This is a genomic window from Candidatus Karelsulcia muelleri PSPU, from assembly GCF_000829155.1.
In the GTDB taxonomy this organism is placed as follows: Bacteria; Bacteroidota; Bacteroidia; order Flavobacteriales; family Blattabacteriaceae; genus Karelsulcia; species Karelsulcia muelleri_A.
The window spans coordinates 139396-164284 of the sequence record NZ_AP013293.1 but is presented as its reverse complement, the minus strand read 5'-3'; the positions used below and the strand labels follow the sequence as shown (position 1 = coordinate 164284).

Annotated in this window: 18 protein-coding genes and 3 tRNA genes; 4 read left to right on the top strand and 17 right to left on the bottom strand. The window is 22.0% G+C overall.

Annotated features, from left to right (window positions below; all coding sequences use genetic code 11):
* Complete coding sequence (gene rplS / locus SMPSPU_RS00755) at positions 1–336, bottom strand: 50S ribosomal protein L19 (protein WP_041093888.1); 336 nt, start codon at positions 334–336, stop codon at positions 1–3.
* 51 nt (positions 337–387) lie between these two features.
* Between rplS and SMPSPU_RS00750 the strand changes: the two genes are divergently transcribed.
* Both SMPSPU_RS00750 and mtaB read left to right on the top strand, forming a co-directional pair.
* Positions 388–3480, top strand: a complete 3093-nt coding sequence (locus SMPSPU_RS00750) for a preprotein translocase subunit SecA (protein ID WP_041093886.1) — start codon at positions 388–390, stop codon at positions 3478–3480.
* On the top strand, positions 3477–4781 hold the full coding sequence (gene mtaB, locus SMPSPU_RS00745; RefSeq protein WP_041093884.1) for a tRNA (N(6)-L-threonylcarbamoyladenosine(37)-C(2))-methylthiotransferase MtaB: 1305 nt from the start codon (positions 3477–3479) through the stop codon (positions 4779–4781). The genes SMPSPU_RS00750 and mtaB overlap by 4 nt, the downstream gene beginning before the upstream one ends.
* Before the next feature lie 4 nt (positions 4782–4785).
* Here mtaB and htpG read toward each other — a convergent pair whose 3' ends face one another.
* From htpG to lon, 5 genes are all read right to left on the bottom strand, one after another.
* Positions 4786–6648 carry a molecular chaperone HtpG gene (gene htpG / locus SMPSPU_RS00740; RefSeq protein WP_041093882.1) on the bottom strand — a complete coding sequence of 621 codons (1863 nt, stop codon included), beginning with the start codon at positions 6646–6648 and terminating at the stop codon, positions 4786–4788.
* Between the two features lie 60 nt (positions 6649–6708).
* Positions 6709–7767, bottom strand: a complete 1059-nt coding sequence (gene aroC, locus SMPSPU_RS00735; RefSeq protein ID WP_041093880.1) for a chorismate synthase — start codon at positions 7765–7767, stop codon at positions 6709–6711.
* A gap of 44 nt (positions 7768–7811) precedes the next feature.
* Positions 7812–7897, bottom strand: a tRNA-Ser gene (locus SMPSPU_RS00730).
* Positions 7898–7904: 7 nt separating this feature from the next.
* On the bottom strand, positions 7905–9116 hold the full coding sequence (gene lysA, locus SMPSPU_RS00725; protein ID WP_041093878.1) for a diaminopimelate decarboxylase: 1212 nt from the start codon (positions 9114–9116) through the stop codon (positions 7905–7907).
* Positions 9109–11460 carry an endopeptidase La gene (gene lon, locus SMPSPU_RS00720; RefSeq protein ID WP_041093875.1) on the bottom strand — a complete coding sequence of 784 codons (2352 nt, stop codon included), beginning with the start codon at positions 11458–11460 and terminating at the stop codon, positions 9109–9111. Before lon ends, lysA begins: the two co-directional genes overlap by 8 nt.
* 49 nt (positions 11461–11509) lie before the next feature.
* Here lon and proS point away from each other — a divergent pair, with 49 nt between their 5' ends.
* A complete protein-coding gene (proS, locus tag SMPSPU_RS00715; protein WP_041093873.1) occupies positions 11510–12979 on the top strand; it encodes a proline--tRNA ligase in 1470 nt (489 codons plus the stop codon).
* A 5-nt stretch (positions 12980–12984) separates the two neighbouring features.
* Here the strand turns inward: proS and SMPSPU_RS00710 are convergent, their stop codons facing one another.
* From SMPSPU_RS00710 to SMPSPU_RS00700, 3 genes are read right to left on the bottom strand one after another with little or no spacing between them, the layout of a single operon-like run.
* Positions 12985–13569, bottom strand: a complete 585-nt coding sequence (locus SMPSPU_RS00710) for a transaldolase family protein (RefSeq protein ID WP_041093871.1) — start codon at positions 13567–13569, stop codon at positions 12985–12987.
* Between the two features lie 31 nt (positions 13570–13600).
* On the bottom strand, positions 13601–14911 hold the full coding sequence (gene tilS, locus SMPSPU_RS00705; protein WP_041093869.1) for a tRNA lysidine(34) synthetase TilS: 1311 nt from the start codon (positions 14909–14911) through the stop codon (positions 13601–13603).
* A gap of 1 nt (position 14912) precedes the next feature.
* Positions 14913–15398, bottom strand: coding sequence for a shikimate kinase (locus tag SMPSPU_RS00700; protein WP_041094138.1), 486 nt, complete (start codon positions 15396–15398; stop codon positions 14913–14915).
* 70 nt (positions 15399–15468) lie between these two features.
* On the opposite strand from SMPSPU_RS00700, the gene SMPSPU_RS00695 reads away from it, so the two are divergent.
* Positions 15469–15541 (top strand) — tRNA-Lys (locus SMPSPU_RS00695).
* Positions 15542–15570: 29 nt separating this feature from the next.
* Here the strand turns inward: SMPSPU_RS00695 and SMPSPU_RS00690 are convergent.
* The 8 genes from SMPSPU_RS00690 to argC all read right to left on the bottom strand — a co-directional run bounded on the left by SMPSPU_RS00690 (position 15571) and on the right by argC (position 24889).
* Positions 15571–15644, bottom strand: a tRNA-Asp gene (locus SMPSPU_RS00690).
* A gap of 60 nt (positions 15645–15704) precedes the next feature.
* Positions 15705–16778: a M20 family metallo-hydrolase gene (locus SMPSPU_RS00685; protein WP_041093867.1), complete on the bottom strand. Its 1074-nt coding sequence runs from the start codon at positions 16776–16778 to the stop codon at positions 15705–15707.
* Positions 16769–17542 carry an acetylglutamate kinase gene (argB, locus tag SMPSPU_RS00680; protein ID WP_041093865.1) on the bottom strand — a complete coding sequence of 258 codons (774 nt, stop codon included), beginning with the start codon at positions 17540–17542 and terminating at the stop codon, positions 16769–16771. Before argB ends, SMPSPU_RS00685 begins: the two co-directional genes overlap by 10 nt.
* A complete protein-coding gene (locus SMPSPU_RS00675) occupies positions 17539–18480 on the bottom strand; it encodes a Rossmann-fold NAD(P)-binding domain-containing protein (protein ID WP_041093863.1) in 942 nt (313 codons plus the stop codon). Before SMPSPU_RS00675 ends, argB begins: the two co-directional genes overlap by 4 nt.
* 8 nt (positions 18481–18488) lie before the next feature.
* On the bottom strand, positions 18489–21695 hold the full coding sequence (gene carB / locus SMPSPU_RS00670; protein ID WP_041093860.1) for a carbamoyl-phosphate synthase (glutamine-hydrolyzing) large subunit: 3207 nt from the start codon (positions 21693–21695) through the stop codon (positions 18489–18491).
* 5 nt (positions 21696–21700) lie between these two features.
* A complete protein-coding gene (gene carA, locus SMPSPU_RS00665; RefSeq protein WP_041093858.1) occupies positions 21701–22783 on the bottom strand; it encodes a glutamine-hydrolyzing carbamoyl-phosphate synthase small subunit in 1083 nt (360 codons plus the stop codon).
* The gene (locus SMPSPU_RS00660) at positions 22773–23918 is read right to left on the bottom strand and encodes an aspartate aminotransferase family protein (RefSeq protein ID WP_041093856.1); all 1146 of its coding nucleotides are present in this window, start codon (positions 23916–23918) and stop codon (positions 22773–22775) included. The genes carA and SMPSPU_RS00660 overlap by 11 nt, the downstream gene beginning before the upstream one ends.
* On the bottom strand, positions 23918–24889 hold the full coding sequence (gene argC / locus SMPSPU_RS00655; RefSeq protein ID WP_041093854.1) for an N-acetyl-gamma-glutamyl-phosphate reductase: 972 nt from the start codon (positions 24887–24889) through the stop codon (positions 23918–23920). Before argC ends, SMPSPU_RS00660 begins: the two co-directional genes overlap by 1 nt.

Sequence of the window (24889 nt, the reverse complement as noted above, 5' to 3'; positions counted from 1 at the left end):
TTATTTAATTTTAGCTTTTTTTCCTTTTAATTTTCTAAAATAATAAATTTTAGATCTACGTACTTTACCTTTTTGATTTATATATATTTTTTTTATTGAAGTTTGATGAATATTAAATATTTTTTCTACACCTATTTCTCCACTAATTTTACGGACAGTAAAAGTATATCCTTTAATTTTAATTATTATTCCTTTAAATAATTGTATTCTATTTTTTTCTCCTTCAATTATTTCATAATGAACTGTTATATTATCTCCAGAATTTAATTTTAAAATATCTAATTTCTTTTTTGTCTTTATATATTTGTTATAAACATAATTTATAATATTATTCATTTTTTTTTTTAAATATAATATAATATAATATAATCTAATCTAATATATAAAATGAATAGTTTCAATAAACTTATTGAGTTTTTTTTTTTAAAAAAAAACAAAAAAGATATGAAAAATCTTATTTTTTTTTTAAAAAATATTAAATTTTTTGAAAAAAAAATAAATTTCTATTCAAATGATGAATTAAGAAATCAAACTTTGATTTTCAAATCAAAAATAAAAGAAAAAACAAAATTTTTTTATAAAGAAATAGATAACTTACAAAAAAAGTTAAGTTATAAAAAGGATCAATATCTTTCTATTGAAGAAATAAATGAAAAAGGATTTTTTTTAAAAAAAATCTATAAAATTAAAAAAAAAATTTATAAAGAAGAAGAAAAAATTTTAGTAGAATTACTTCCTGAAGCATTTGCAGTAGTAAAAGAAACTGCTAAAAGATTTAAAGAAAATAAAGAAATAATAGTTAATTCTAATAAACTAGATTATCTACTAATTAAAAGTAGATCTTATCTAAAGATAGAAGGGGGAAAAACTATTTGGAAAAATAAATGGAGTTCTATGGGGAAACCCGTCATATGGAATATGATACATTATGATGTACAGTTAATGGGAGGGGTTGTATTACATCAAGGTAAAATAGCCGAAATGTATACTGGTGAAGGTAAAACTTTAGTAGCTACTTTACCTATTTATTTGAATGCTCTTACTGGAAAAGGAGTTCATGTAGTAACTGTAAATGAATATTTAGCTAAACGTGATAGTGAATGGATGGCTCCTCTTATGGAATTTCATGGTTTAACTGTAGATTGTATAGATATATATAAAAATAATTCATATTTCCGTCGTAAAGCATATGAAGCAGATGTTACATATGGGACAAATAATGAATTTGTATTTGATTATTTACGTGATAATATGGTTAATTCTTTTAAAAAATTAATACAAAAAAAATTAAATTATGCCATAATAGATGAAGTCGATTCTGTCTTAATAGATGAAGCACGTACGCCATTCATAATATCTGGTCCCGTTAATGACCAAAATTTTAATTATTTTTATATATTTAAATATATAGTAGAAAAAATTTTTAATAAACAACTTCTTTTTTTAAATAAAATTTTTAATTTAGCTCGTAAGTTAATCAATTCAGGAAATAAAAAAGAAGGTGGATTAAATCTTTTTAAAGTTTATAGAGGTTTACCAAAATATAAACCTCTTATTAAGTTTTTAGGAGAAAAAAAAATACGTAAAATTTTAGAAAATACAGAATATTATTATATGCAAGATAATAATAAAAATATGTTTATAGTTGATTCAGATTTATATTTTGTTATAAATGAAAAAAATAATACTGTAGAATTATCAGAAAAAGGAATGAATTTTATTTCTAATGAAATAAATGATACTAATTTTTTTAGACTTCCTGATATACAAAAACAATTTATTTATATAGAAATGGAAAACATTTCTATAGAAGAAAAAAATTTTTTAAAAAGAAAAAAATTAATTAATTTTTATAAAAAATCAGATAAAATACATACTGTAAATCAATTAATGAAAGCTTACACATTATTTGAAAAAAATATACATTATCTAGTAATAGATAATAAAGTTAAAATAGTAGATGAACAAACAGGTAGAATTATAGAAGAAAAACGTTATTCAGATGGTTTACATCAAGCATTAGAAGCTAAAGAAAATGTAAATATAGAAAATTATAGCCAACCATTAGCGACTATTACATTGCAAAATTATTTTAGAATGTATAAAAAACTATCAGGTATGACGGGTACCGCTTCAACAGAAGAAGAAGAATTTTTTAAAATTTATAATCTTGACGTAGTCATTATTCCTACAAATAAACCAGTAATAAGAAAAAATTATGAAGATTTTATTTTTAAAACTAAAAAAGAAAAATATAATGCAATTATAAATAAAGTTATTTTTTTATCAAAAAATGAAAAAAGACCTGTATTAGTTGGAACAACTTCTGTTGAGGTATCTGAACTTATAAGTAGGTCATTAAACATTAGTAAAATTTATAATAATGTTTTAAATGCAAAATATTATAAAAAAGAAGCCGATATAATTGAAGCAGCTGGACTATCTGGAATAGTAACGATTGCAACTAATATGGCGGGTAGAGGAACTGATATAAAAATATCTGATGAGGTAAAAAAATTAGGAGGATTGGCAATAATAGGTACTGAAAAACATTATTCAAGACGAATAGATAGACAATTAATAGGTCGTTCTGGGCGTCAAGGAGATCCTGGTAGTTCTCAATTTTATTTATCATTGGAAGATGATCTAATGCGGATTTTTGGATTAGACCGTATATCCAAACTACTTGATAAATTAGGTCATAAAAAAGGAGAGTATATAACAGGGCCATTAATTAGTAATTCTATAGAACTTGCTCAAAAAAAAATAGAAGCCAATAACTTTAGTATTAGAAAACGTTTGTTAGAATATGATGATGTAATAAATGAACAAAGAAAATTTCTATATAAATTTAGGAAAAATGCATTAGATATAAATATATCAAGTATATTCATATCACATATGATTTATAATCTAATTGATCAAATTATATCTGATAGTAAAAATGATTTTAAAGTATTTGAAAATGAATTATTAAAAATTTTTAATTTTAATATTATTAAAAAAAAATTTTATTATTCTTATAATAAAGAAGATTTTAAAAAAAAAATATATTATGATATAATTAATTATTATAATTTTATAAAACATAAAATAATAAAAAAAATTAAATATATAAGATCATTTATAAAATTTAGTTGTAACCCAAATTTTATAAATTTAAAAATTAAAAATTTTATAATTAAACTTTCTTTAAAAGAAAAGAACTATTATAAAGTAATAAATAAACTTGAAAAAAAAATAATTATTTATTTTATAGATGAAAAATGTAAACATCATCTTAAATATATGGAAAATTTAATAAAATTTTCACAATATTCAGTTTATGAACAGAAAAAGCCAATATTAGTATTTAAATATAAAGCTTTTGAAAAATTCAATAAGCTTCTTAAAAATATAAATAAATCTTCTATACAATTTTTATTTAATTGTAAAATTAATGATTACTTTTTTATAAAAAAAAAATTAACATTTAAATGAAAAAAAATAAAGTTGCTTTTTATACATTAGGATGTAAACTTAATTTTGCCGAAACAGATACGATAATAAATAAATTTTTAAAAAAAGGATATGAATATGTAAAATTTAGGTCTTTTGCTGATATTTACATAATTAATACATGTTCAGTAACAAAAAATGCAGATAAAGAACTAAAAAAACTTGTACGTATTGCTATAAAAAATAATGTAAATGGATTTATAGTAGCTATAGGTTGTTATTCACAAGTAAATCCAAAAGAAATTTCCTTAATAAATGGAATAGATTTAATAATTGGATCAAAAGAAAAATTTAATATAATTAATTATTTAAAGAATTTTTCTAAAAAAAAGAATGCAAATATATATTCTTGTTCTTTAAAAGAATATAATATGTTTATTCCATCATATTCAAAATTAAATCGTACACGTTCTTTTTTAAAAATTCAAGATGGTTGTGATTATAAATGTAGTTACTGTACTATTCCAAAAGCTAGAGGTTTATCAAGATCTGATAATATAAAAAATATTATTAAATATGCTAAAAATATTATTAAACAAGGTATAAAAGAAATAGTATTAACTGGAGTTAATATAGGAGATTTTGGAAAAATATATAATAAAAAAAATAAATCTAATTTTTTAGAATTAATTCAAGCTATGGAGTATTATCTTAATGATATAAAAAGGATTAGAATTTCCTCAATTGAACCTAATTTATTAAGTGATGATATAATTAATTTTATATCTAAAAGTAAAATTTTTGTTAATCATTTTCATATTCCGTTACAATCTGGTAGTGATGAAATTTTAAATAAAATGAAAAGAAGGTATTCTAAAAAAATTTATTTAGAAAGAATAAAAAAAATATTTAATATTATGCCCTCTGCTTGTATAGGTACAGATGTCATAGTAGGATTTCCAGGAGAAAAAGAAGAAAATTTTTTAGAAACTTATTCATTATTGTCTGAATTAGATATTTCTTATCTACATGTATTTCCTTTTTCTGAAAGAAAAAATACAGAAGCTTTTTTTATGAAAGATTCAATTCCCCAAGAAATCAGGTATAAACGTAGTAAAATTCTTAGAAAACTTTCAAAAAAAAAAAAATATAATTTTTATATAAAACATATAAATAAAAAAAAAAATGTTTTATTTGAAAATAAAAAAAAATCAGGATTTATATATGGATATACAGATAATTATATTAGAACTAAAACTAATTGGAAATCAGAATTAGTAAATAAAATTAAAAATGTTACATTGCTAAATGTAGATAATTGTGGAATTATGATTTGTAAATAATTTTTTAAAAATTTTCAAAACTTTGATACATAAAATCTGTTAATTCTTTACCTTTTAAAAGATTTTGTGATAACATTATCAAATTTAATGAATTTTTAATAATCTTTTTTTGAATATTTAAATCTTTTTCATTTATTATTTTTTTTATAAATTTATGATTTTTATTAACAATAATATTATATTTTGAATTAAAATTTTGAATATTAAACATATTATTCCCAGTCATACTTATTTCTTTCATACGTCTAATAAATTCGGGAATAGTTATAATAAATGGTAATGAAGAATCATCTAAATCTTCTATTTTTATTAAAAATTTTTCTTTGTCAATATTTTGATTTAAAATTTTTTTTAAAAAAATTATTTCATTTTCTGAAAGATTAGAAATATTTTTTTTTTCATTTTTTAAAATTTTATTTATCTTATCTGAATCTACTCTATAAAAATTTAAATTTTTATAATCCATTTCTATTTTTTGTAGTAGATGTCCAACAAGAGGACTATCTAATAATAAAATTTTATATCCTTTATTTTTAATTGTTTGTATATAATAATTTTGATTTTCTAGGTTAGAAGTATAAAAACAAATAATTTTATTATTTTTTAATTTATTTGTATTTTTAATATGTTCTATATATTCTTCTAATATAAAATATTTTTTATTTATATCAGGATATAAAGCAAATTTTTTTGCTTTTGAATAAAAATTAGGGTCGCTAATCATTCCATATTCTATAATTATTTTTATATCTTCCCATTTTTTTTCAAAATCTTCACGATTATTTTTACACATATTTTCAAGCTTATCAGCTACTTTTCTTGTAATATAACCTGAAATTTTTTTTACAGATGAATCTGATTGAAGATAAGATCTAGATACATTAAGTGGAATATCTGGAGAATCAATTACACCTTTTAAAAAATTAAGAAAATCTGGTACTATCCCTTCTAAATTATCTGTAACATATACTTGATTTTGATATAATTGTATTTTATCTCTTTGTATTTCTATTTGATTTCTTATTTTTGGAAAAAAAAGTACTCCAGTAAGTTTAAAAGGATGATCTATATTTAGATGGATCCAAAATAAAGGATTTTCAATTTGCATTGGATAAAGTTCTTTATAAAAATTTATATATTCTTCATCTTTTCCATTTATTGGATTTTTTATCCATATAGGGGATGTATTATTTATTATATTATTTACTTTGATTTTTTTTTCAAGGCCATTTTTATTTTTTTTAATTTCTTCTCGTTCTCCTATTTTTATAGGAATAGGCATAAATTTACAATATTTAATTAATAATTCTTTTATTCTATTTTCTTCTAAGAATTCTTTAGAACTATCATTAATATGAAGTATAATTTCAGTCCCTGATTTAGTGGGTGTATCTATATTTTTAATAGAAAAATTAGTAGATCCATCACATATCCAATGTATAGCAGATTCAGAATCTTTATAAGATTTAGATATTATTTCAACTTTATCAGAAACCATAAAAGATGAATAAAATCCTAATCCAAAATTACCAATTAGAGATTTTTTATTTTTATATTTTTTTAAAAATGCTTCTGCACCTGAAAAAGCAATTTTATTAATATATTTATATACTTCTTTTTTAGTCATTCCAATACCATTATCTATAATTTTTAAAATTTTATTTTCCTTGTTTAGGATAATTTCTATGATTAAATTATTAATTTTTTTATTAACTTTTCCTAAACTTATCAAAGTTTTTAATTTTAAAATAGCGTCAGTTGCATTAGAAACAAGTTCCCTTATAAAGATTTCATGATCTGAATATAAAAATTTTTTAATAACAGGAAAAATATCTTCTGCTGTTACTTTAATTTTGCCTTTTTCCATAAATTTTTTTTTAAAATAAAAATATTATTATTACAATACAATAATAATAAATTTTTTTTTTTAAAATAATAATATTTTATACATATGTATATAATCATATAAAACTAATGCAGACATAGCCTCTATAATAGGAACGGCTCTAGGTAAAACACAAGGATCATGACGGCCTTTTACAAAAATTTTTTTTTTATTAAAATTAATACTTTTTTTTTTAATAGTAGCTACTGCTTTAAAAGCTACCTTTAAATAAATATCCATCCCATTAGATATTCCACCTTGAATTCCTCCAGAAAAATTTGTTTTAGTACTTCCATTATTTTGATATTTATCAATATGATTAGATCCTTTAATTTTTGTTCCATAAAATCCGCTACCATATTCGAATCCTTTTACAGCATTTATAGACAGCATCGCTTTACCTAATTCAGCATGAAGTTTATCAAAAACTGGTTCACCTATTCCAATAGGAACATTTTGTATAATACAAGTTATTATTCCACCTATAGTATCTCCTTTTTTACGTAATTTATTAATATATTTTATCATTTTTTCTGCTAATTGTAGATCAGGACAACGTACAGGTGTATTTTCTATTTTAGAAAAATCAAGTTTATTATAATTTTCACTTAAATTTAATCCTCCTATAGAGGAAACATAGGCTTTTATTAAAATATTATTAATTTTTAATAATTGTTTAGCTATTGCACCAGCAACTACACGAGATACTGTTTCTCGTGCAGAAGATCTCCCCCCTCCCCTATAATCTCTTATTACATATTTTTTATAATATGTAAAATCAGAATGAGATGGGCGATATATATTTTTTATATTAAAATAATCTTTTGAATTATGATCTTTATTTTTTATTATGAATCCAATAGGAGTACCTGTAGTAAAACCATCAAATATACCTGATAAAAATATTACTTCATCTGATTCTTTTCTTTGAGTCACAATTGAAGATTGCCCAGGTTTTCTACGATTTAATTCATTATTTATTTCTTCAAAATTTAATTTTAATCCTGAGGGACATCCATCTATTATACCTCCTAATGCATGTCCATGACTTTCACCAAAAGTAGTTACTCTAAATAATTTTCCAAAAATATTACCTGCCATTAATTAATGGTCTTTTTAATTTTTAAAGTAAAGTGAGTGCTTAGCGGATAGAGAGGGATTCGAACCCCCGGAGTTTTTTACACTCAACGGTTTTCAAGACCGCCGCAATAGACCACTCTGCCATCTATCCAATAAAATTATGATAATTCTATATCAATCATATTGTTAAGTAAATCTTGCATATTTTCTCTTTTTCTAATAAGAAAATATTTTTTATGATAAATAATAACTTCAGAAGGCCTATAACGAGAATTATAGTTAGATGACATAGAAAAACAATAAGCTCCTGCATTTCTAAAACATAAGAGATCTCCTTCTCTTATTTCATTAATTTTTCTATTAACACAAAATGTATCAGATTCACATATATATCCTACTACAGTATAAAAACGGAATATTCCTGATGGATTTGAAATATTATCTATATGATGATAGGAATCATAAAACATTGGACGTATAAAATGATTAAATCCAGAATCAACACCAGCAAATACAGTAGAAGTTGTATGTTTAATAACATTAACCTTTACTATAAAACTACCTGATTCACTAACTAAAAATTTTCCAGGTTCAAAAAATAATTTTAATTTTTTACAATATTTTTCACAAAAAAATAAAAATTTTCTTTTTAAAGAAACACCTAACATATCTATATCTGTTTTTGTATCATTTTTTTTATATGGTACTTTAAATCCACTACCAAAATCTATATATTTAAGTTCATTGAAAAAACTAGCTACGTTTAATAAAATATCAGCTCCTTGTAAAAAAACTCCAATATCTAGGATATCAGAACCTGTATGCATATGTATTCCTTCAACTTTAATTCCAGTATTTTCTACAATTTTTTTAATATGAGGTAATTGATAATATGATATTCCAAATTTTGAATCTATATGACCTACAGAAATTTTTTTATTTCCTCCCCCCAAAATATGGGGGTTTATTCTAATTCCTATAGGATAATTAGTATTATCATTACCTATTTGTTCTAAAAGTGATAAATTATCTATGTTAATTATAACTCCAGCTTTTATTGCTTTTTTTATTTCTGATAAAGAAACACTATTAGGAGTATATATAATTTCTTTTGGTTTAAATCCAGCTTTTAATCCTATTTCTATTTCTTGTATAGATACAGTATCTAATCCACTACCTAATTTTTTTAAAAATTTTAATATACTTATATTTGTATTTGCTTTACAAGCATAATTTATTTTTAAATTTTCTATATAAGAAAAAGATTTTTTAATTAATTTATATTGATATTCTATTTTATTGGCATCATATACATAAAGTGGAGTTCCATATTTTTTTGTAATATTATGTAAATATATATTCTTATTCATAAAATGATAAATTTATAACTTCATTAATTTTACTAACAAAATGAAATTTTAGGCCTTTTAAATAAACTTTTTTTATATCATATACATCTTTTTTATTATCTTTTGATAGAATAATTTCTTTTATATTAGCTCTTTTTGCTGCTAATATTTTTTCTTTAATTCCTCCTACAGGAAGAACCTTTCCTCTAAGGGTAATTTCACCAGTCATCGCTAAATACGGACGTATTGATGTTTTCCAAAAACTAGATATCATAGAAGTTAACATAGTAATTCCTGCAGAAGGTCCATCTTTAGGTATCCCCCCTTCTGGAACATTAATATGTATGTTATACAATTCAAACATTTTGTCATCTATTCCAAATTCATAATTATGAGCTTTTATATATTTTAAAGCTATAGTAGCAGATTCTTTCATAACTTCTCCTACATTTCCTGTTATACTAAAATAACCTTTTCCTTTAAATAATGTTGATTCTATATAGAGAATCTCTCCTCCTACAAGAGTCCAAGCTAATCCTGTAACTACTCCGGGGATTTTAGTAAATTCATATTTCTCAGGATCATTAGGTGGTCCTAATACTTCTTCTATTTTTGAAAAATTTATACGTTTTAAATATTTTTTATTCATAGCAATATTTTTAGCAGCATCTCTTACAATTTTTGAAATTCTCTTTTCAAGAGATCTAACCCCTGATTCTCTAGTATAACTTTCAATAATTTTTTCAATTTGTTTTACACCTAAAATAAGATCGTTATTTTTTAACCCATTTTCTTTTAATTGTTTAGGAATTAAATGTTTTTTACAGATTTCTATTTTTTCTTCAACAGTATATCCATTCATATCTATTATTTCCATTCTATCTAATATAGCAATATGAATTGGATAAAGTGAATTTGCTGTAGCAATGAAAATTATCTTAGATAAATCATATCCAATTTCAAGGAAATTATCATAAAATTCTTTATTTTGCTCTGGATCTAAAACTTCTAACATTGCCGAAGAAGGATTTCCTTGATGTCCTATTCCCATTTTATCTATTTCATCTAATACAAACACAGGATTAGATGTTCCTGCTTTTTTTATTGATTGTAATATTCTTCCAGGCATAGCACCTATATATGTTTTTCTATGCCCCCTAATTTCAGCTTCATCATTTAATCCACCTAAAGACATACGTATATACTTTCTATTTAATGCATAAGCAATTGATTTTCCTAAAGAAGTCTTACCTACACCTGGAGGTCCATAAAAACATAGTATAGGTGACCTAAGATCTTGTTTAAGTTTTATAACAGATAAATATTCTATTATTCTTTCTTTAACTTTCTCAATTCCAAAATGATCCTTATCAAGAATTTTTTTTGCACGGTTTAAATCAAAATTATCTTGAGAATATTTTTTCCAAGGTAAATCTAACATGAAATCTAAATAATTACGTAATATTGTATATTCTGGCATTTGTGTATTAGTACGTTGAAATTTATTTAATTCTCTATCAAATTGTTTTTGAACTTTTTTAGACCATTTTTTTTTATATGATTGAATTCTTAATTCATAGACTTCTTTTTCATATGAAAAATCTCCTAATTCTTCTTGAATAGCTTTTATTTGTTGATTTAAAAAATATTCTTTTTGTTGTTGATCCATTTCAGTTTTAACACGATATTTAATATCGTTTTTTAATTTAATTTGTTTATATTCTATATTTAGAAAACGAAAAGTTTCTATTGCTCTTTGTTTAAAGAAATCATATTCTAAAAGAATTTGTTTTTTTTTAATTTTTAAATTAATATTAGATGCAACAAAATTTATAATAAATGATTTACTTTCTATATTCCTAATTGCGAAACTAGATTCTGAAGGAATATTAGTATTATCTTGTATAATTTTTAGTGCTATTTCTTTAATAGAAGATATTAAAGCTATATATTCTTTATCTTGTTTTCCTGGTTTTTTGTCTTTTAAATATATTATTTCAGCTGTCAAATATGGATAATATTGTATCATTTTAATAACTTTAAATCGACTTTTACCTTGTAAAATTACAGTAGTATTGCCATCAGGCATTTTTAATAATTTTAATATTTTAGCTACTGTACCTATATAATATAGTTCTTGTTCTTTCGGATTTTCAGTATTAAAATATTTTTGAGTTAAAACCCCAATAATTTTATCAGTAGAATATGCATCTTTTAATAATTTAATTGATTTTTTTCTTCCAGCTGTAATAGGTATTACTACACCTGGAAATAACACAACATTCCTTACTGGAAGTATATATAAATATTCTGTAATTAGAATATGAACTGATTCAGAATCAATAAATATATTATGTAATAACATTTTATATATATTAATTTTTTTATAAATATATAACTTTAAAAATCTTTAAATGAAAAAACTAACTAAACGTAATGAAAATTATTCTAAATGGTATAATGAAATTATATTAAGAGCAAATATTGCAGAAAAATCAGATGTACGTGGATGTATGATTATAAAACCATATGGATTTTATATATGGGAAAAAATTAAGTCTATATTAGATAATATTTTAAAATATACAGGACATGAAAATGTCTACTTTCCTTTACTTATTCCAAAATCATATTTCTCAAAAGAATATAATCATATTAAAGGATTTGCAAAAGAATGCGCAATAATATCTCATTATAGATTAAAAAATTATAAGAATAAAAATATTATAGTAGATAAATCTTCTAAACTTGAAGATGAACTTATTGTTAGACCTACATCTGAAACAATAATATGGAATTCTTATAAACGTTGGATTAACTCTTATAGAGATCTACCAATACTTTTTAATCAATGGGCTAATATAATACGTTGGGAAAGGCGTACAAGGTTGTTTTTAAGAACATCTGAATTTTTATGGCAAGAAGGACATACCGCTCATTCTACAAAAAAAGAAGCTATAAATCAAGCTAAAAAAATTTTAAATATATATACAAATGTTTTAGAAAATTTTATGGCTATCCCTGTTATACAGGGAATAAAAACAGATAGTGAAAAATTTGCTGGAGCAGAAAAAACATATTGTATAGAATCGATTATGCAAGATGGGAAATCTTTACAAATAGCTACATCTCATTTTTTAGGTCAAAATTTTTCAAAAGCGTTTGATGTTAGATATTCTACCGAAAAAGGAAATAAAGAGTATGTGTGGGCTACATCATGGGGAATCTCAACAAGATTAATTGGCGCTATTATTATGACACATTCAGATGATAATGGTTTAATATTACCACCTAAAATTGCTCCAATACAAATAGTAATTATTCCAGTTTATAAAACTCAAGAACAACTTAATTTAATAGAAAAACTTGTATTTCCATTAAAAAAATTTCTTGAAAAAATAGGTATAAATATAAAATATGATAAAAGAATTTATTATACTCCAGGATGGAAATTTAATGAATATGAAATAAAAGGCATTCCTATAAGAATAACTATAGGAAAAAAAGATATAGATAGAGGAACTGTAGAAGTTGTAAGAAGGGATACACTTGAAAAAAAATATATTAGTATTAATAAATTAAAATTTTTAATTCCAAAAATTTTATCTAAAATTCAAGATAACATTTTGAAAGTAGCTCTTAAAAGAAAAAATAATTTTTTAATAGAAGTAGATTCTTATGAAGAATTTATAGAAAAAATAAAAAAAAATAGTGGATTTTTATTTGCTCATTGGGATGGTTCGTCTGAAACAGAAACAAAAATAAAAGTTGAAACAAATGCTACAATACGTTGCATACCAATAAATTTAAAAAAAAATATGGGAAAATGTATATTTTCAAAAAATTTATCTAAACAACGTGTTCTTTTTGCTAAATCTTATTAAAGCCATTAATTATTTAATAATAATTTAATTTCATTTAAAGGAGCTGTAATTATATCTATACCTATTTTTGCACATGATATTATATGGAAAGTATTTATAATTGAAGTAACTAATATTTTAGTTTTAAAAAAATAATTATCATAAATTAGTTTTATTTCTTTTATAATATTTGTGTTATATAAACGACCAATAAAAATAGAAATATAATTAGCACCTGCCTTAGCAGCTAACAATGCTTGACCTGTAGAAAATACTAAAGTACAATTAGTTTTAATTTTTTTAATAGAAAAATATTTTATTGCTTTAATACCATCTCTTGTCAGAGGTACTTTTACTATAATTTTTTTATCTAAATTAGATAAAAATTCTCCTTCTTTTATTATATCATTATAATCTGTAGATATTACATCTGCATTTAAATCTCCTGAGATAATATTGCAAATATTTTTATAATGACTATATCTATCATTTTTTTTTATTATACCTTCTTTAACTATTAAAGAAGTATTAGTATTAACTCCATCTAATATACCTAAATTTTCTGCTTCTTTAATTTTAGCTAAATTAGCTGTATTTATAAAATAATACATATTTTTTTATAATATAAAAAAAAAATTTTAACTATTGCTTTTTTAAATTTAAAACTTTTTTTGTAAAATTTGTAATTTTAAAATTTTTATCTAAACATTCAAAACGTTCATATATAATACATATTATTTTTTTATCCCCATTAATAAGTACCCAAATATTTGTTTTATCAACAATAGAAATTTTTTTTTCTTTAAAATATTTACTTAATTTTTTATTGCCTTTCATACCAATTTTATTTAATCTATCACCTTTTTTACAATTTCTTAATTTTAATGGAAAAATTAATTTATCAAAATCTAAAGATGTATATGATTTTTTTTTTTTTCTTTCAGAAAGAAAAAAATATATAAAAAAAGGAATTTTAATCGTATCTATATTATGTATATAATAATTTTTTTTTATAAAATTAATATTATTTTCTACTAATAATAAAGTAGTTCTCTCTTTTATAAGACAATATTTTTTTGAAAATATTTTTTTACCTGATTTAGAATTTAAAATTTTTTTTAAATTTTTAGTATTATTAAATCCATATTTATAAAATATTTTAAATAAATATGTCGAAAGTGGATATAATTTTAATAATTTTTTTATATCTATTTTAACTAAAAATGGGTATATTTTTTTTTCAATTGTTATTATCTTATAAAGATAAGAAATATGTTTTTTAGAACATACATATTCATCATATAAATATTTTATAGATTTTTTAAATCCATTATAAAATTTATAATCTAAAATTGGTTTTAAAAAAAATCTAATTCTATTTCTTAAATATTTATGATCATAATTACTAATATCTTCACGCCATTTAATATTATTTTCATTCGCATATGATATTATTTCTTTTTTAAGAAAAAAATATAAAGGTCTAATAATTTTTTTGTTAAAATTCTTAATTCCTATTAAGCCTTTTATGCCAGTACCTCTAATAATATTAATAAAAAAAGTTTCTATTGAATCATCTAAATTATGCCCTAAAGCTATATAATCACAATATGAATTATTTAATAAATATTTAAACCAATCATATCTAAATTTTCTAGCCATCATTTGTATTGAAAAATGACTATTACTATTAATTGTATTAAACTTTTTAGATTTAAAAAAAATATTGTTTTTTAAACAAAATTCTTGTATAAACAATTCATCTTTATCAGAATCATTACCTCTTAGTTTAAAATTACAATGTATTACACAAATTGGAATATTACATATTTTCATAAGAACATCTAACAGAACCATACTATCTAATCCAGAACTAACTGATACGTATATTTTTTTATTTTTTAAATTAAATTTTTTTTTTATATATTTTATAAAATATGTCTTATAAAACATATTAAATAATATTTATTATTTCTTTTACTATTTCTAATAATGATTTTGTTTTTATATTTATTGTAAAATCAGCTTTTTTATAAAAAAACAATCTTTTACTCAAAGAATCACAAATAAAATTATATAAATCATTTTTATCTAATTTTGATATTAAAGGTCTATTTTTTTTTTGCTTTAAAAGACGGGTAAATAAAGTATTAATTTCAGCATTTAAATAAAAAATTTTTGAATATTTTTTCATTAAAAATATGTTGTTGTTATAACAAGGAGTTCCCCCCCCTACTGATAAAATATAGGATTTTTTTTTTTTTAAAAATTTTTTTAATATAAAATATTCTAATTTTCTGAATTTGTTTTCACCATATATTTCAAATAACTCATAAATACTTTTTTTAGTATATTCTATAATTTTTTTATCTAAATCATAGAATTTATTATTTAAATTATTAGCTAATTTTTTACCTATAGTTGTCTTTCCAGACCCCATATATCCTATTAGTATAATTTTCAAAATATTTATTTGTAAATAAAATAAAATTATAGTATATTTATATATTGACTTGGTAGCTCAGTTGGTAGAGCATTACACTTTTAATGTAAGGGTCCTGGGTTCGAGTCCCAGCCAGGTCACTATATATACACTATCTTTATAAAATAAGCGGTCTGGACGGGATTCGAACCCGCGACCCCGTGCGTGACAGGCACGTATTCTAACCATCTGAACTACCAGACCAAAATATAATAAAACAGGTATTTTATACAATTACATTATTTATATACAAATATAATAAAATTATTTTATAAAATTAAGTAATATTTTTATATATAAATCAATACCATCTTCTATTTCTGATATAAGTATATACTCATTAGGAGTATGAGAACGAGAACTATCCCCTACTCCTATTTTTACTGTAGGAAAATTCATTACACTTTGATCAGATAAAGTGGGGGATCCAAATATTTTTATATTCATATTTTTAGATATTTTTACAATTTTATTCTTCTCATCTATATAAGATGATTTAAGTCTATATGAACTTGATATTATTTTAGATTTTATATTTTTTTTTATTTTATTTATAATCTCTTCATGAGAATATATTTCATTAGTTCTAATATCTACAGTAAAATAACAAGTATCTGGTATTACATTTCTTTGTATACCACATTGTATTTTTGTTACTGTTAATTTTATTTTTCCTAATAAATCTGATTTTTTTTCAAATACATAATTTTTTAACCATATTATGTCATTTATGGCAATATATAAAGCGTTTATACCTTCATATCTTGCTGCATGACCAGTTTTTCCAATAGATAAACAATCTAAAACAATTAATCCTTTTTCAGCTATTGCCATCTGCATATTTGTAGGTTCTCCTATAATTCCTAAATTTATTTTACCTAAATCACATAATATACTTTCTACCCCTCTTGTGGCACGAATTTCTTCTTCAGCACTTATAATAAGTATAAGTTTATATTTATATTTTGGTAAACTATTAATATAAATAAAAGTTGCAATCAATGAAACAACAGAACCTCCTGCATCATTACTTCCTAATCCAATAATTTTATCTCCATCTTCTTTAACTACAAATGGATCTGTATACCATCCGTTAGATGGTTTAATCGTATCATGATGAGAATTTAATAGTATTGTATAATTATCATAATCATAATTATTATTTTCAATCCATATATTATTATATTTTCTTTTTGTATTTAATTTATATTTTTTAAAAAAAGATTCTATAATATCTGCAGTTTTTTTTTCCTCTTTTGAAAGAGAAGGGGTGTTAATAAGTTTTTTTAATAACTTAATACATTCTTTTTTTAATTTTTGTAAATTTATTACAGACATATAATAGTTTTTTTTGTAGTATTATTTAAATAATTAGGATGAGATATTGTTACTTTGTAAACTCCATTTTTTAATGCATAAAAAGCATTTTCTAATTTTGGAATCATTCCTTTGTTTATAATATTATTATTTTTTAATTTTTTAAATAAATTTTCTTCTATATTAGAATAATATGATTTTTCATCATTTAAATTATTTAAAACACCAATTTTATTAAAAATATAGGATAAAATTACTTTATATTCTTTTGATAAAGAAATAGATAAATAAGAAGCTATAGTATCTGCATTTGTATTTAATAGATTTCCATTTCCATCATGAGTAATAGGAGATAAAACAGGAATTATTCCAATTTTAAACATATACTTTATTAAATCAGTATTAATGCTATTAATCTTTAAATTACCAACATATCCATAATCTATATCTTTAATAGGACGTTTATATGATTTAACTATATTTCCATCTGCTCCAGAAAATCCTAGAGAATTTAATCCTAAACTTTGTAATTTTGATACTATTCTTTTATTTATAAGACCAGAATATGTCATTACTACTATATCTAATGTAGTTTTATCTGTAATACGTCTACCATTTATAATATTATTATTATATCCCATTTTTTTTGAAAAAATATCAGCTATTTTTCCTCCTCCATGGACTAGTATTTTATATCCATCTAATTTAGAAAAATTTTTTAAAGAATAAATTAATAAGTTTTTATTATCTATAATCTCACCTCCTATTTTAACAACATTAATCATATATTTTCTAATATTTCTAGAAATACTGTTTGTGTCGCAAAAATTCTATTTTCTGCTTGATTTAAAACAATAGAATTTTTATCATCTAAAACAGCATCTTCTACTACTAAATTTCTTCTTACTGGTAAACAATGCATAAATTTAGCTTCATTAGTTAATTTCATTTTTTTTTTTGTAATAGTCCAAGATAAATCCTTACAAATAATTTTACCATAATTATCATAACTACTCCAATTTTTAGCATAGATAAAATCTGCATTTTTAAAAGCTTCATTTTGATTATTAATCAATTTTATGCCATTTGTAAAATGACTATTCAAATTATATCCATATGGATTAGTAATATATAATTTTATATCTTTTATTTTTTTTACCCATTCTATAAACGAATTTGGAACTGATTGAGGCAAGGCTTTTATATGAGGGGCCCAACTTAAAACTATTTTTATTTTTTTTTTTTTTTTAAATTCTTCAATTGTCATTAAATCTGCTAATGATTGTAAAGGATGTAAAGTAGCACTTTCAAGATTAACTACTGGAACTTTTGAATATTTTATTATTTTTTTTAGTAAAATTTCTTCGTAATCATATTCTCTATCAATAAGACATGGAAATGTTCTTACTGCTAAGATATCACAATATAAACTCATTACACCTATCGCTTCTTTAATATGTTCTTGTGTAGAATTCATAACTGATCCATCAGATTTCTCTATTTTCCAAGAATCTGAATCTATATTTAAAATCCAAGTATTACAACCTATATTAAAAGCAGCTTTTTGACTACTTAAACGTGTTCTTAAACTAGTATTAAAAAATACTAATCCAATAGTTTTGCAAATTTTTTTTTTTTTAAAAGTATTTTTTTTTAATTTTATAGCTTTATCTATAAGTTGTTTAACATCTTTTACATCATTTACACTAATAAATTTTTTCATTATTTTAATTATTTATAACTATTCCAGTGAGATATATAAATTTTTTTAAATGATTTTATTTCACAAAACGATTTTATAAAAACTTTTGCTAAGCAAATATTAGTTAATAAAGGAATATTCAAATTTATAGCTGCACGTCTAATTAAATAATCATTTTTATTATTTTTATAGGGAATATTAATTATAAGATCTATTTTATTAGATTTTAAATTATCAATTATATTACTACTTTTCTTAGTAGAAGAATTTTTTTTACAAAAAATTTTATTTTTAATAAAAAAATTATAAGTTTCATCTTTAGAAAAAAGAATATAATTATTTATTATTAATAATTTTATATAATCTAACATTATTATTCTATTTTTTAGAGATTTTATATAAATAAATATATTTTTTTTGGGGATATTATAACCAACAGATAACATAGATTTTATTAGAGCTTCATTAAAAGAAGATCCTAAACATCCTACTTCTCCTGTAGAAACCATATCTACACCTAATATTGGGTCTGAACCTTCAAGCCTAGAAAATGAAAATTGTGAAGATTTTACACCTACATAATCAATTGTTAAAAAATTAGTGATATTTTTATCAATATTTTTCTTCTTTAAAAGAACTTTCATCGCTAATTCTACCATATTCAAATGTGAAACTTTTGATATAAAAGGAAAACTTCTTGAAGCTCTTAAGTTACATTCAATTACTTTTATTTTTTTTTTTTTATATAAAAATTGTATATTAAATGGACCTGATATATTAAATCTTTTAGCTATTTTTTTTGAAATATTTTTTATTTTTTTAATAGTATTTAATGAAATATTTTGGGTAGGATATACTAATGTAGCATCTCCAGAATGAACACCTGCATATTCTATATGTTCTGATATAGCATGATATATCATTTTTCCATTATTTGCAACAGCATCTAATTCTATTTCTTTTGCATTTTCTATAAATTTTGTTATTACTATAGGATATTTAGGAGATATAGTTTTAGCTTTTTTTAAACAGAAATCTAATTTTTTTTTATCAAAAACTATATTCATAGCAGCTCCAGATAAAACATAAGAAGGTCTAATAATAATAGGAAATCCTACTAAATTTATAAAATGATAAACATCATAAATATTAGATAATTCTTTCCATTTTGGTTGAAGTATATTTAATTTATCTAGAGATTTAGAAAATTTAAATCTATCTTCTACTTCATCTATATGAATTGGAGAAGTTCCTAATATTTTAACTTTCTTTTTATAAAGAGGTAATGATAAATTATTTGGAATTTGGCCCCCCATAGATATAACAGTCCCTTCAGGATTTTCTAATTCTATTATATCTAATACTCTTTCTAAACTAAGTTCTTCAAAATATAATCTATCGCAGACATCAAAATCTGTACTTACTGTTTCTGGATTATAATTTATTATTACTGAACGATATCCTTCTTTTTTTATAAAATCTAATCCACTAACACAACACCAATCAAATTCTACACTACTACCAATTCTATATACACCTGATCCTAAAATCACAATTGATTTTTCTTTTTCAGAATACGAAACATCATGATGTTCTCCATTATAAGTTAAATATAAATAATTAGTTTTTGATGGATATTCAGATGCTAATGTATCAATTTGCCTGGTAAAGGGTATTATTTTTTTTTTTTTCCTATAATTTCTTATATTATTTGATAATTTAGTTATTTCATCAATTGATGATGATATAAGTCCTGCAATTTGATTATCTGAAAATCCTTGTTTTTTTGATTTATATAATAAATCATATGTAATATAATTTTTTTTATTATAAAATTTTAATTTTTTTTTAGTTTTATAAATATTTTCTAATTTATAAATAAACCAAGGATTTATATTTGTAATATTTGTTATATCATATACTGATAAGCCCTTTTCAAATGCATCCTCAAGAACTTCTATTCTATTATATTTAGGAGATTTTAAAATCTTTATTACTGATTTTATTTTTTTTTTTTTTTTTAATGGATTTATAAATCCATATAAACCTAAATCTAACATTCTAAGTCCTTTTTGAATTGCTTCTTCAAACGAACCACCTATAGACATTAACTCACCTACACTTTTCATACTACTCCCAATTTTAGTAGATACACCATCAAATTTTTTTAAATCCCAACGGGGGATTTTACAAACAATATAATCTAAAGCTGGTTCAAAAAAGGCATATGTTAATTTAGTTACAGTATTTTTTAATTCATGTAATCCATATCCTAATGCTAATTTAGCAGCTATAAAAGCTAAAGGATATCCTGTAGCTTTAGAAGCTAACGCACTTGATCTTGATAAACGAGCATTTATCTCAATAACATTATATTTATCTGAATTATTAGACAAAGCAAATTGAACATTACATTCACCTATTATATTAAAATATCTAGCTATTTTTATAGAAATAGATCGTAATCTATTATATTCTATATTATTCAATGTTTGAGAGGGGGCAACTACAATGCTATCTCCAGTATGAATTCCTATAGGATCTATATTTTCCATATTACATACAGTAATACAATTATCATAAATATCTCTTACAACTTCATATTCAATTTCTTTCCAACCTTTTAGTGATTCTTCTATAAGAATTTGAGAAGAATAAGATAATGCAACACTTGATATTTTTTTTAATTCATCTACATTTTTAGCAAATCCACTTCCCAAACCACCCAGAGCATAAGCTGATCTAATTATCAAAGGAAATCCTATTTCATTAGATGCATTTATCGCCTCATATACAGAATTTACAGCTATACTTTTAGCTATGTTTATTCCTATATTAATTAACATTTTTCTAAAAATATCACGATCTTCACTTTTAATAATATAGGATATAGGAGTTCCTAAAACTTTTACATTGTTTTTTTTAAAAACACCATTATTATATAATTCAATTCCACAATTTAAAGCTGTTTGCCCACCAAATGAAAGGAATATTCCTTGTGGTTTTTCTTTTTCTATTATTTTTTCAACAAAAAAAGGGGTAATAGGTAATGAATAAATTTTATCAGCTATTTTTTCAGATGTTTGAACTGTAGCTATATTAGGATTTACTAAAATTGTAAAAATATTTTCTTCTTTAAGAGCTTTTAAAGCTTGTGTTCCAGAATAATCAAATTCTCCTGCTTCTCCTATTTTTAAGGCACCGGATCCTATCACTAATACTTTTTCTAGTTTCATATAGACTATTTCTTCTTTTTACATTTTATAAATTTCAAAAATACATCAAAAAGAAATTGAGTATCAGTAGGCCCACTTGATGCTTCTGGATGGAATTGAACTGAAATAAAAGATTTTTCAAAATTTATTAATCCTTCACAAGTATTATCATTTAAATTTTTAAACAAAATTTTCCATCCATTTGGAATTTTATTTGAATCTATTACATATCCATGATTTTGTGAAGTAATAAAACACCTATTAGTTCCTGATAAAATCACAGGTTGATTATTACTCCTATGACCATATTTAAGTTTATGTGTATCGAAACCTGCAGCAAGACCTAATAATTGATTTCCTAAACATATTCCAAAAATAGGTTTATTACATATCAAAACTTTACTAATATTATTTATTGTAGTTTTATATTCTTTTGGATTTCCTGGACCATTAGAAATAAATAAACCATCATATTCTTCATTTAGAAAATTATAATTCCAAGGAACTCTTATTACAGTGCAATTTCTTTCTAAGAAACATCTAATAATATTATTTTTAACCCCACAATCTATAAGCAAAATTTTATATTTTCCATTTCCATATATTTTTTTTTTTCTTATAGAAACCTTATATACTAAATTATATTTATCTGGATTATAAAATTTTACATTATCTGAAATAATTATTTTTCCTAACATAGTTCCTTTATCTCTAAGTTTTTTTGTAAGTGATCTTGTATCTATGGAATAGAGACCTACGGTCTTATTAATTTTTAAAAAATATGATAATTTTTTATACATATTCCAGTGGAATGCATTCTCTGAATAAGAAGAGATTATTAATCCAGAAACATTAATATTATTTGATTCAAAAAATATTTTTAGTTTTTTTTTATTTGAAGTTATTGGAGGAATTCCATAATTTCCGATTAATGGATAAGTACAAACTAATATCTGTCCTTTATAAGAAGGATCCGTTAAACTTTCATTATAACCAGTCATTGAGGTGTTAAATACTATTTCTCCAGCTGAGGATTTTTCATAACCAAAACTATAAGCTTCATAAATACTACCATCCTCCAAAATTAATTGGGCTTTTTTATTTATCATTTTTTAAAAAATACAATGCTTTTTTTAATTTTAAAATAAAAGTTTTTATATGTTTTTCTTCTATAGTAAGAGGAGGTAATAATCTTATTATCTTTTTATTAAAAGAAGATCCTACAAAAATATTTTCATTTTTTATTAAAATATTTATTAATTTTTGTATTTTAAAATTAAAATTAAGCCCAAGCATAAGACCTCTTCCTCTAATTTCTTTAATTTCATCAATTTCTTTTAAAGAATTAATAAATATTTTTCCATTTTTTTTTGCCTTATATATAAGACATTCATTTTTTATAATTTCTAAAACAGAAATTCCAGAAGAACAAGCTAAATAGTTTCCACCAAATGTAGTTCCTAACATTCCATTAAATGGTTTAAATTTAGGATTTATAATTACTCCCCCTATAGGGAATCCATTTCCCATTCCTTTAGCAATAGTAATTATATCTGGTTTAATCCCAGAATTTTGATGTGCAAAAAATAATCCTGTTCTACCATAACCACTTTGTATTTCATCTAGTATAAGAATAGTATTATATTTTCTACATAAAGAATATATTTTTTTAAAAAAAAATATTCCTGGATCAATTATACCTCCTATACCTTGTATTCCTTCTGAAATAACAGCACAAGTATCTTCTTTTTTTAATTCTTCTTCTAATAAATAGATATCTTTATAAGAAAAAAATTTAACTTCATGTTGTGAATTAAATTTAGTAATAATTTTTTTATTATCTGTAATTGAAATAGCCCCACTAGTACGGCCATGAAAAGAGTTTTTAAATGCTATTATTTTTTTTTTTTTATTATTAAAAGACGCAATTTTAATAGCATTTTCATTTGCTTCTGCTCCAGAATTACATAAAAAAACTTTATAATCATTATATTCTGATATCTCTAGTAGCATACTAGCTAATTTTTCTTGTTCAGGTATTTTTATAGAATTAGAATAAAAAAAAATTTTTTCTATTTGTTTTTTTATATTATTTACGTATGTAGGATGAGAATGACCAATTGAAATTACAGCATGTCCACCATAAAAATCAAAATATTTTTTATTTTTATTATCATAAAGATATATTCCTCTACCTTTAATTATTTCGATATCTACAATAGAATAAACATTGAATAAATTCATTATAAACCCATAGGTTTTAATTTTAAACCACAGGTTTCTTCAAAATTATACATAATATTCATATTTTGAACAGCTTGTCCTGAAGCTCCTTTTATAAGATTATCAATTATACTAGTTATTATTAGTTTATTTTTATTATAATTCAAATGTAATATACATTTATTGGTATTTATAACTTGTTTTAAATGTATTTCTTTTTCAGATATAAAAATAAAAGGATTTTTTTTATAAAAATTATAATATATTTTTTTTATTTCATCAAATGAAATTTCTATATTAGTATATAACGTTGATATTATTCCTCTAGAAAAACATCCTCTATATGGTATAAAATATATTTTTCCATAATATTTCTTTTGTAATTTATTTATAGTTTGTCTCACTTCATTTATATGTTTATGATTAAATAAATTATATGTTGATATATTATTATTTCTAAAACTAAAATTTAAGTTATCATTATTCATTCGACCTGCACCAGTAGATCCAGTTATAGCACTAATATGTATATTAGTTTTTAATAAATTTTTTTTTGCAAGAGGTAATATTGATAATTGTATAGCTGTGGAAAAACAGCCTGGATTAGCAATATTATTAGATTTTTTTATAATATTTTTATTTAATTCAGGTAAACCATACTTAAAAATTCTATTTTTAAAAATAGAATTTTTATTTATTCTAAAATCATTACTCAAATCAATTACATTAATTTTAGAAGAAATATTATTTAATATTTTTTTTGAATGTCCATGACCTATACAAAGAAATAATAAGTCAATATCATCAGTAATTTCACTACTAAATAGTTTATTAATTTCACCTATAATATCTTTATGTATATTTTCTATAGGAATACCTGGATAAGTAGTACTTACTATATTTTTTATTTTAACTTTTGGATGATTAATAAGAATTTTAATTAATTCATTTGCAGTATATCCAGCACCACCAATAATTCCTATATTAATCAT

Coding starts and splice junctions, on each gene's coding strand:
- SMPSPU_RS00710 (WP_041093871.1), bottom strand. CDS start 13,569: ATGTATTATTTTATAAATACAGCTAATTTAGCTAAAATTAAAGAAGCA.
- SMPSPU_RS00660 (WP_041093856.1), bottom strand. CDS start 23,918: ATGAATTTATTCAATGTTTATTCTATTGTAGATATCGAAATAATTAAA.
- carA (WP_041093858.1), bottom strand. CDS start 22,783: ATGATAAATAAAAAAGCCCAATTAATTTTGGAGGATGGTAGTATTTAT.
- carB (WP_041093860.1), bottom strand. CDS start 21,695: ATGAAACTAGAAAAAGTATTAGTGATAGGATCCGGTGCCTTAAAAATA.
- SMPSPU_RS00675 (WP_041093863.1), bottom strand. CDS start 18,480: ATGAAAAAATTTATTAGTGTAAATGATGTAAAAGATGTTAAACAACTT.
- SMPSPU_RS00750 (WP_041093886.1), top strand. CDS start 388: ATGAATAGTTTCAATAAACTTATTGAGTTTTTTTTTTTAAAAAAAAAC.
- lysA (WP_041093878.1), bottom strand. CDS start 9,116: ATGAATAAGAATATATATTTACATAATATTACAAAAAAATATGGAACT.
- proS (WP_041093873.1), top strand. CDS start 11,510: ATGAAAAAACTAACTAAACGTAATGAAAATTATTCTAAATGGTATAAT.
- SMPSPU_RS00700 (WP_041094138.1), bottom strand. CDS start 15,398: ATGGGGTCTGGAAAGACAACTATAGGTAAAAAATTAGCTAATAATTTA.
- mtaB (WP_041093884.1), top strand. CDS start 3,477: ATGAAAAAAAATAAAGTTGCTTTTTATACATTAGGATGTAAACTTAAT.
- aroC (WP_041093880.1), bottom strand. CDS start 7,767: ATGGCAGGTAATATTTTTGGAAAATTATTTAGAGTAACTACTTTTGGT.
- tilS (WP_041093869.1), bottom strand. CDS start 14,911: ATGTTTTATAAGACATATTTTATAAAATATATAAAAAAAAAATTTAAT.
- argC (WP_041093854.1), bottom strand. CDS start 24,889: ATGATTAATATAGGAATTATTGGTGGTGCTGGATATACTGCAAATGAA.
- rplS (WP_041093888.1), bottom strand. CDS start 336: ATGAATAATATTATAAATTATGTTTATAACAAATATATAAAGACAAAA.
- lon (WP_041093875.1), bottom strand. CDS start 11,460: ATGTTATTACATAATATATTTATTGATTCTGAATCAGTTCATATTCTA.
- argB (WP_041093865.1), bottom strand. CDS start 17,542: ATGATTAATGTTGTTAAAATAGGAGGTGAGATTATAGATAATAAAAAC.
- htpG (WP_041093882.1), bottom strand. CDS start 6,648: ATGGAAAAAGGCAAAATTAAAGTAACAGCAGAAGATATTTTTCCTGTT.
- SMPSPU_RS00685 (WP_041093867.1), bottom strand. CDS start 16,778: ATGTCTGTAATAAATTTACAAAAATTAAAAAAAGAATGTATTAAGTTA.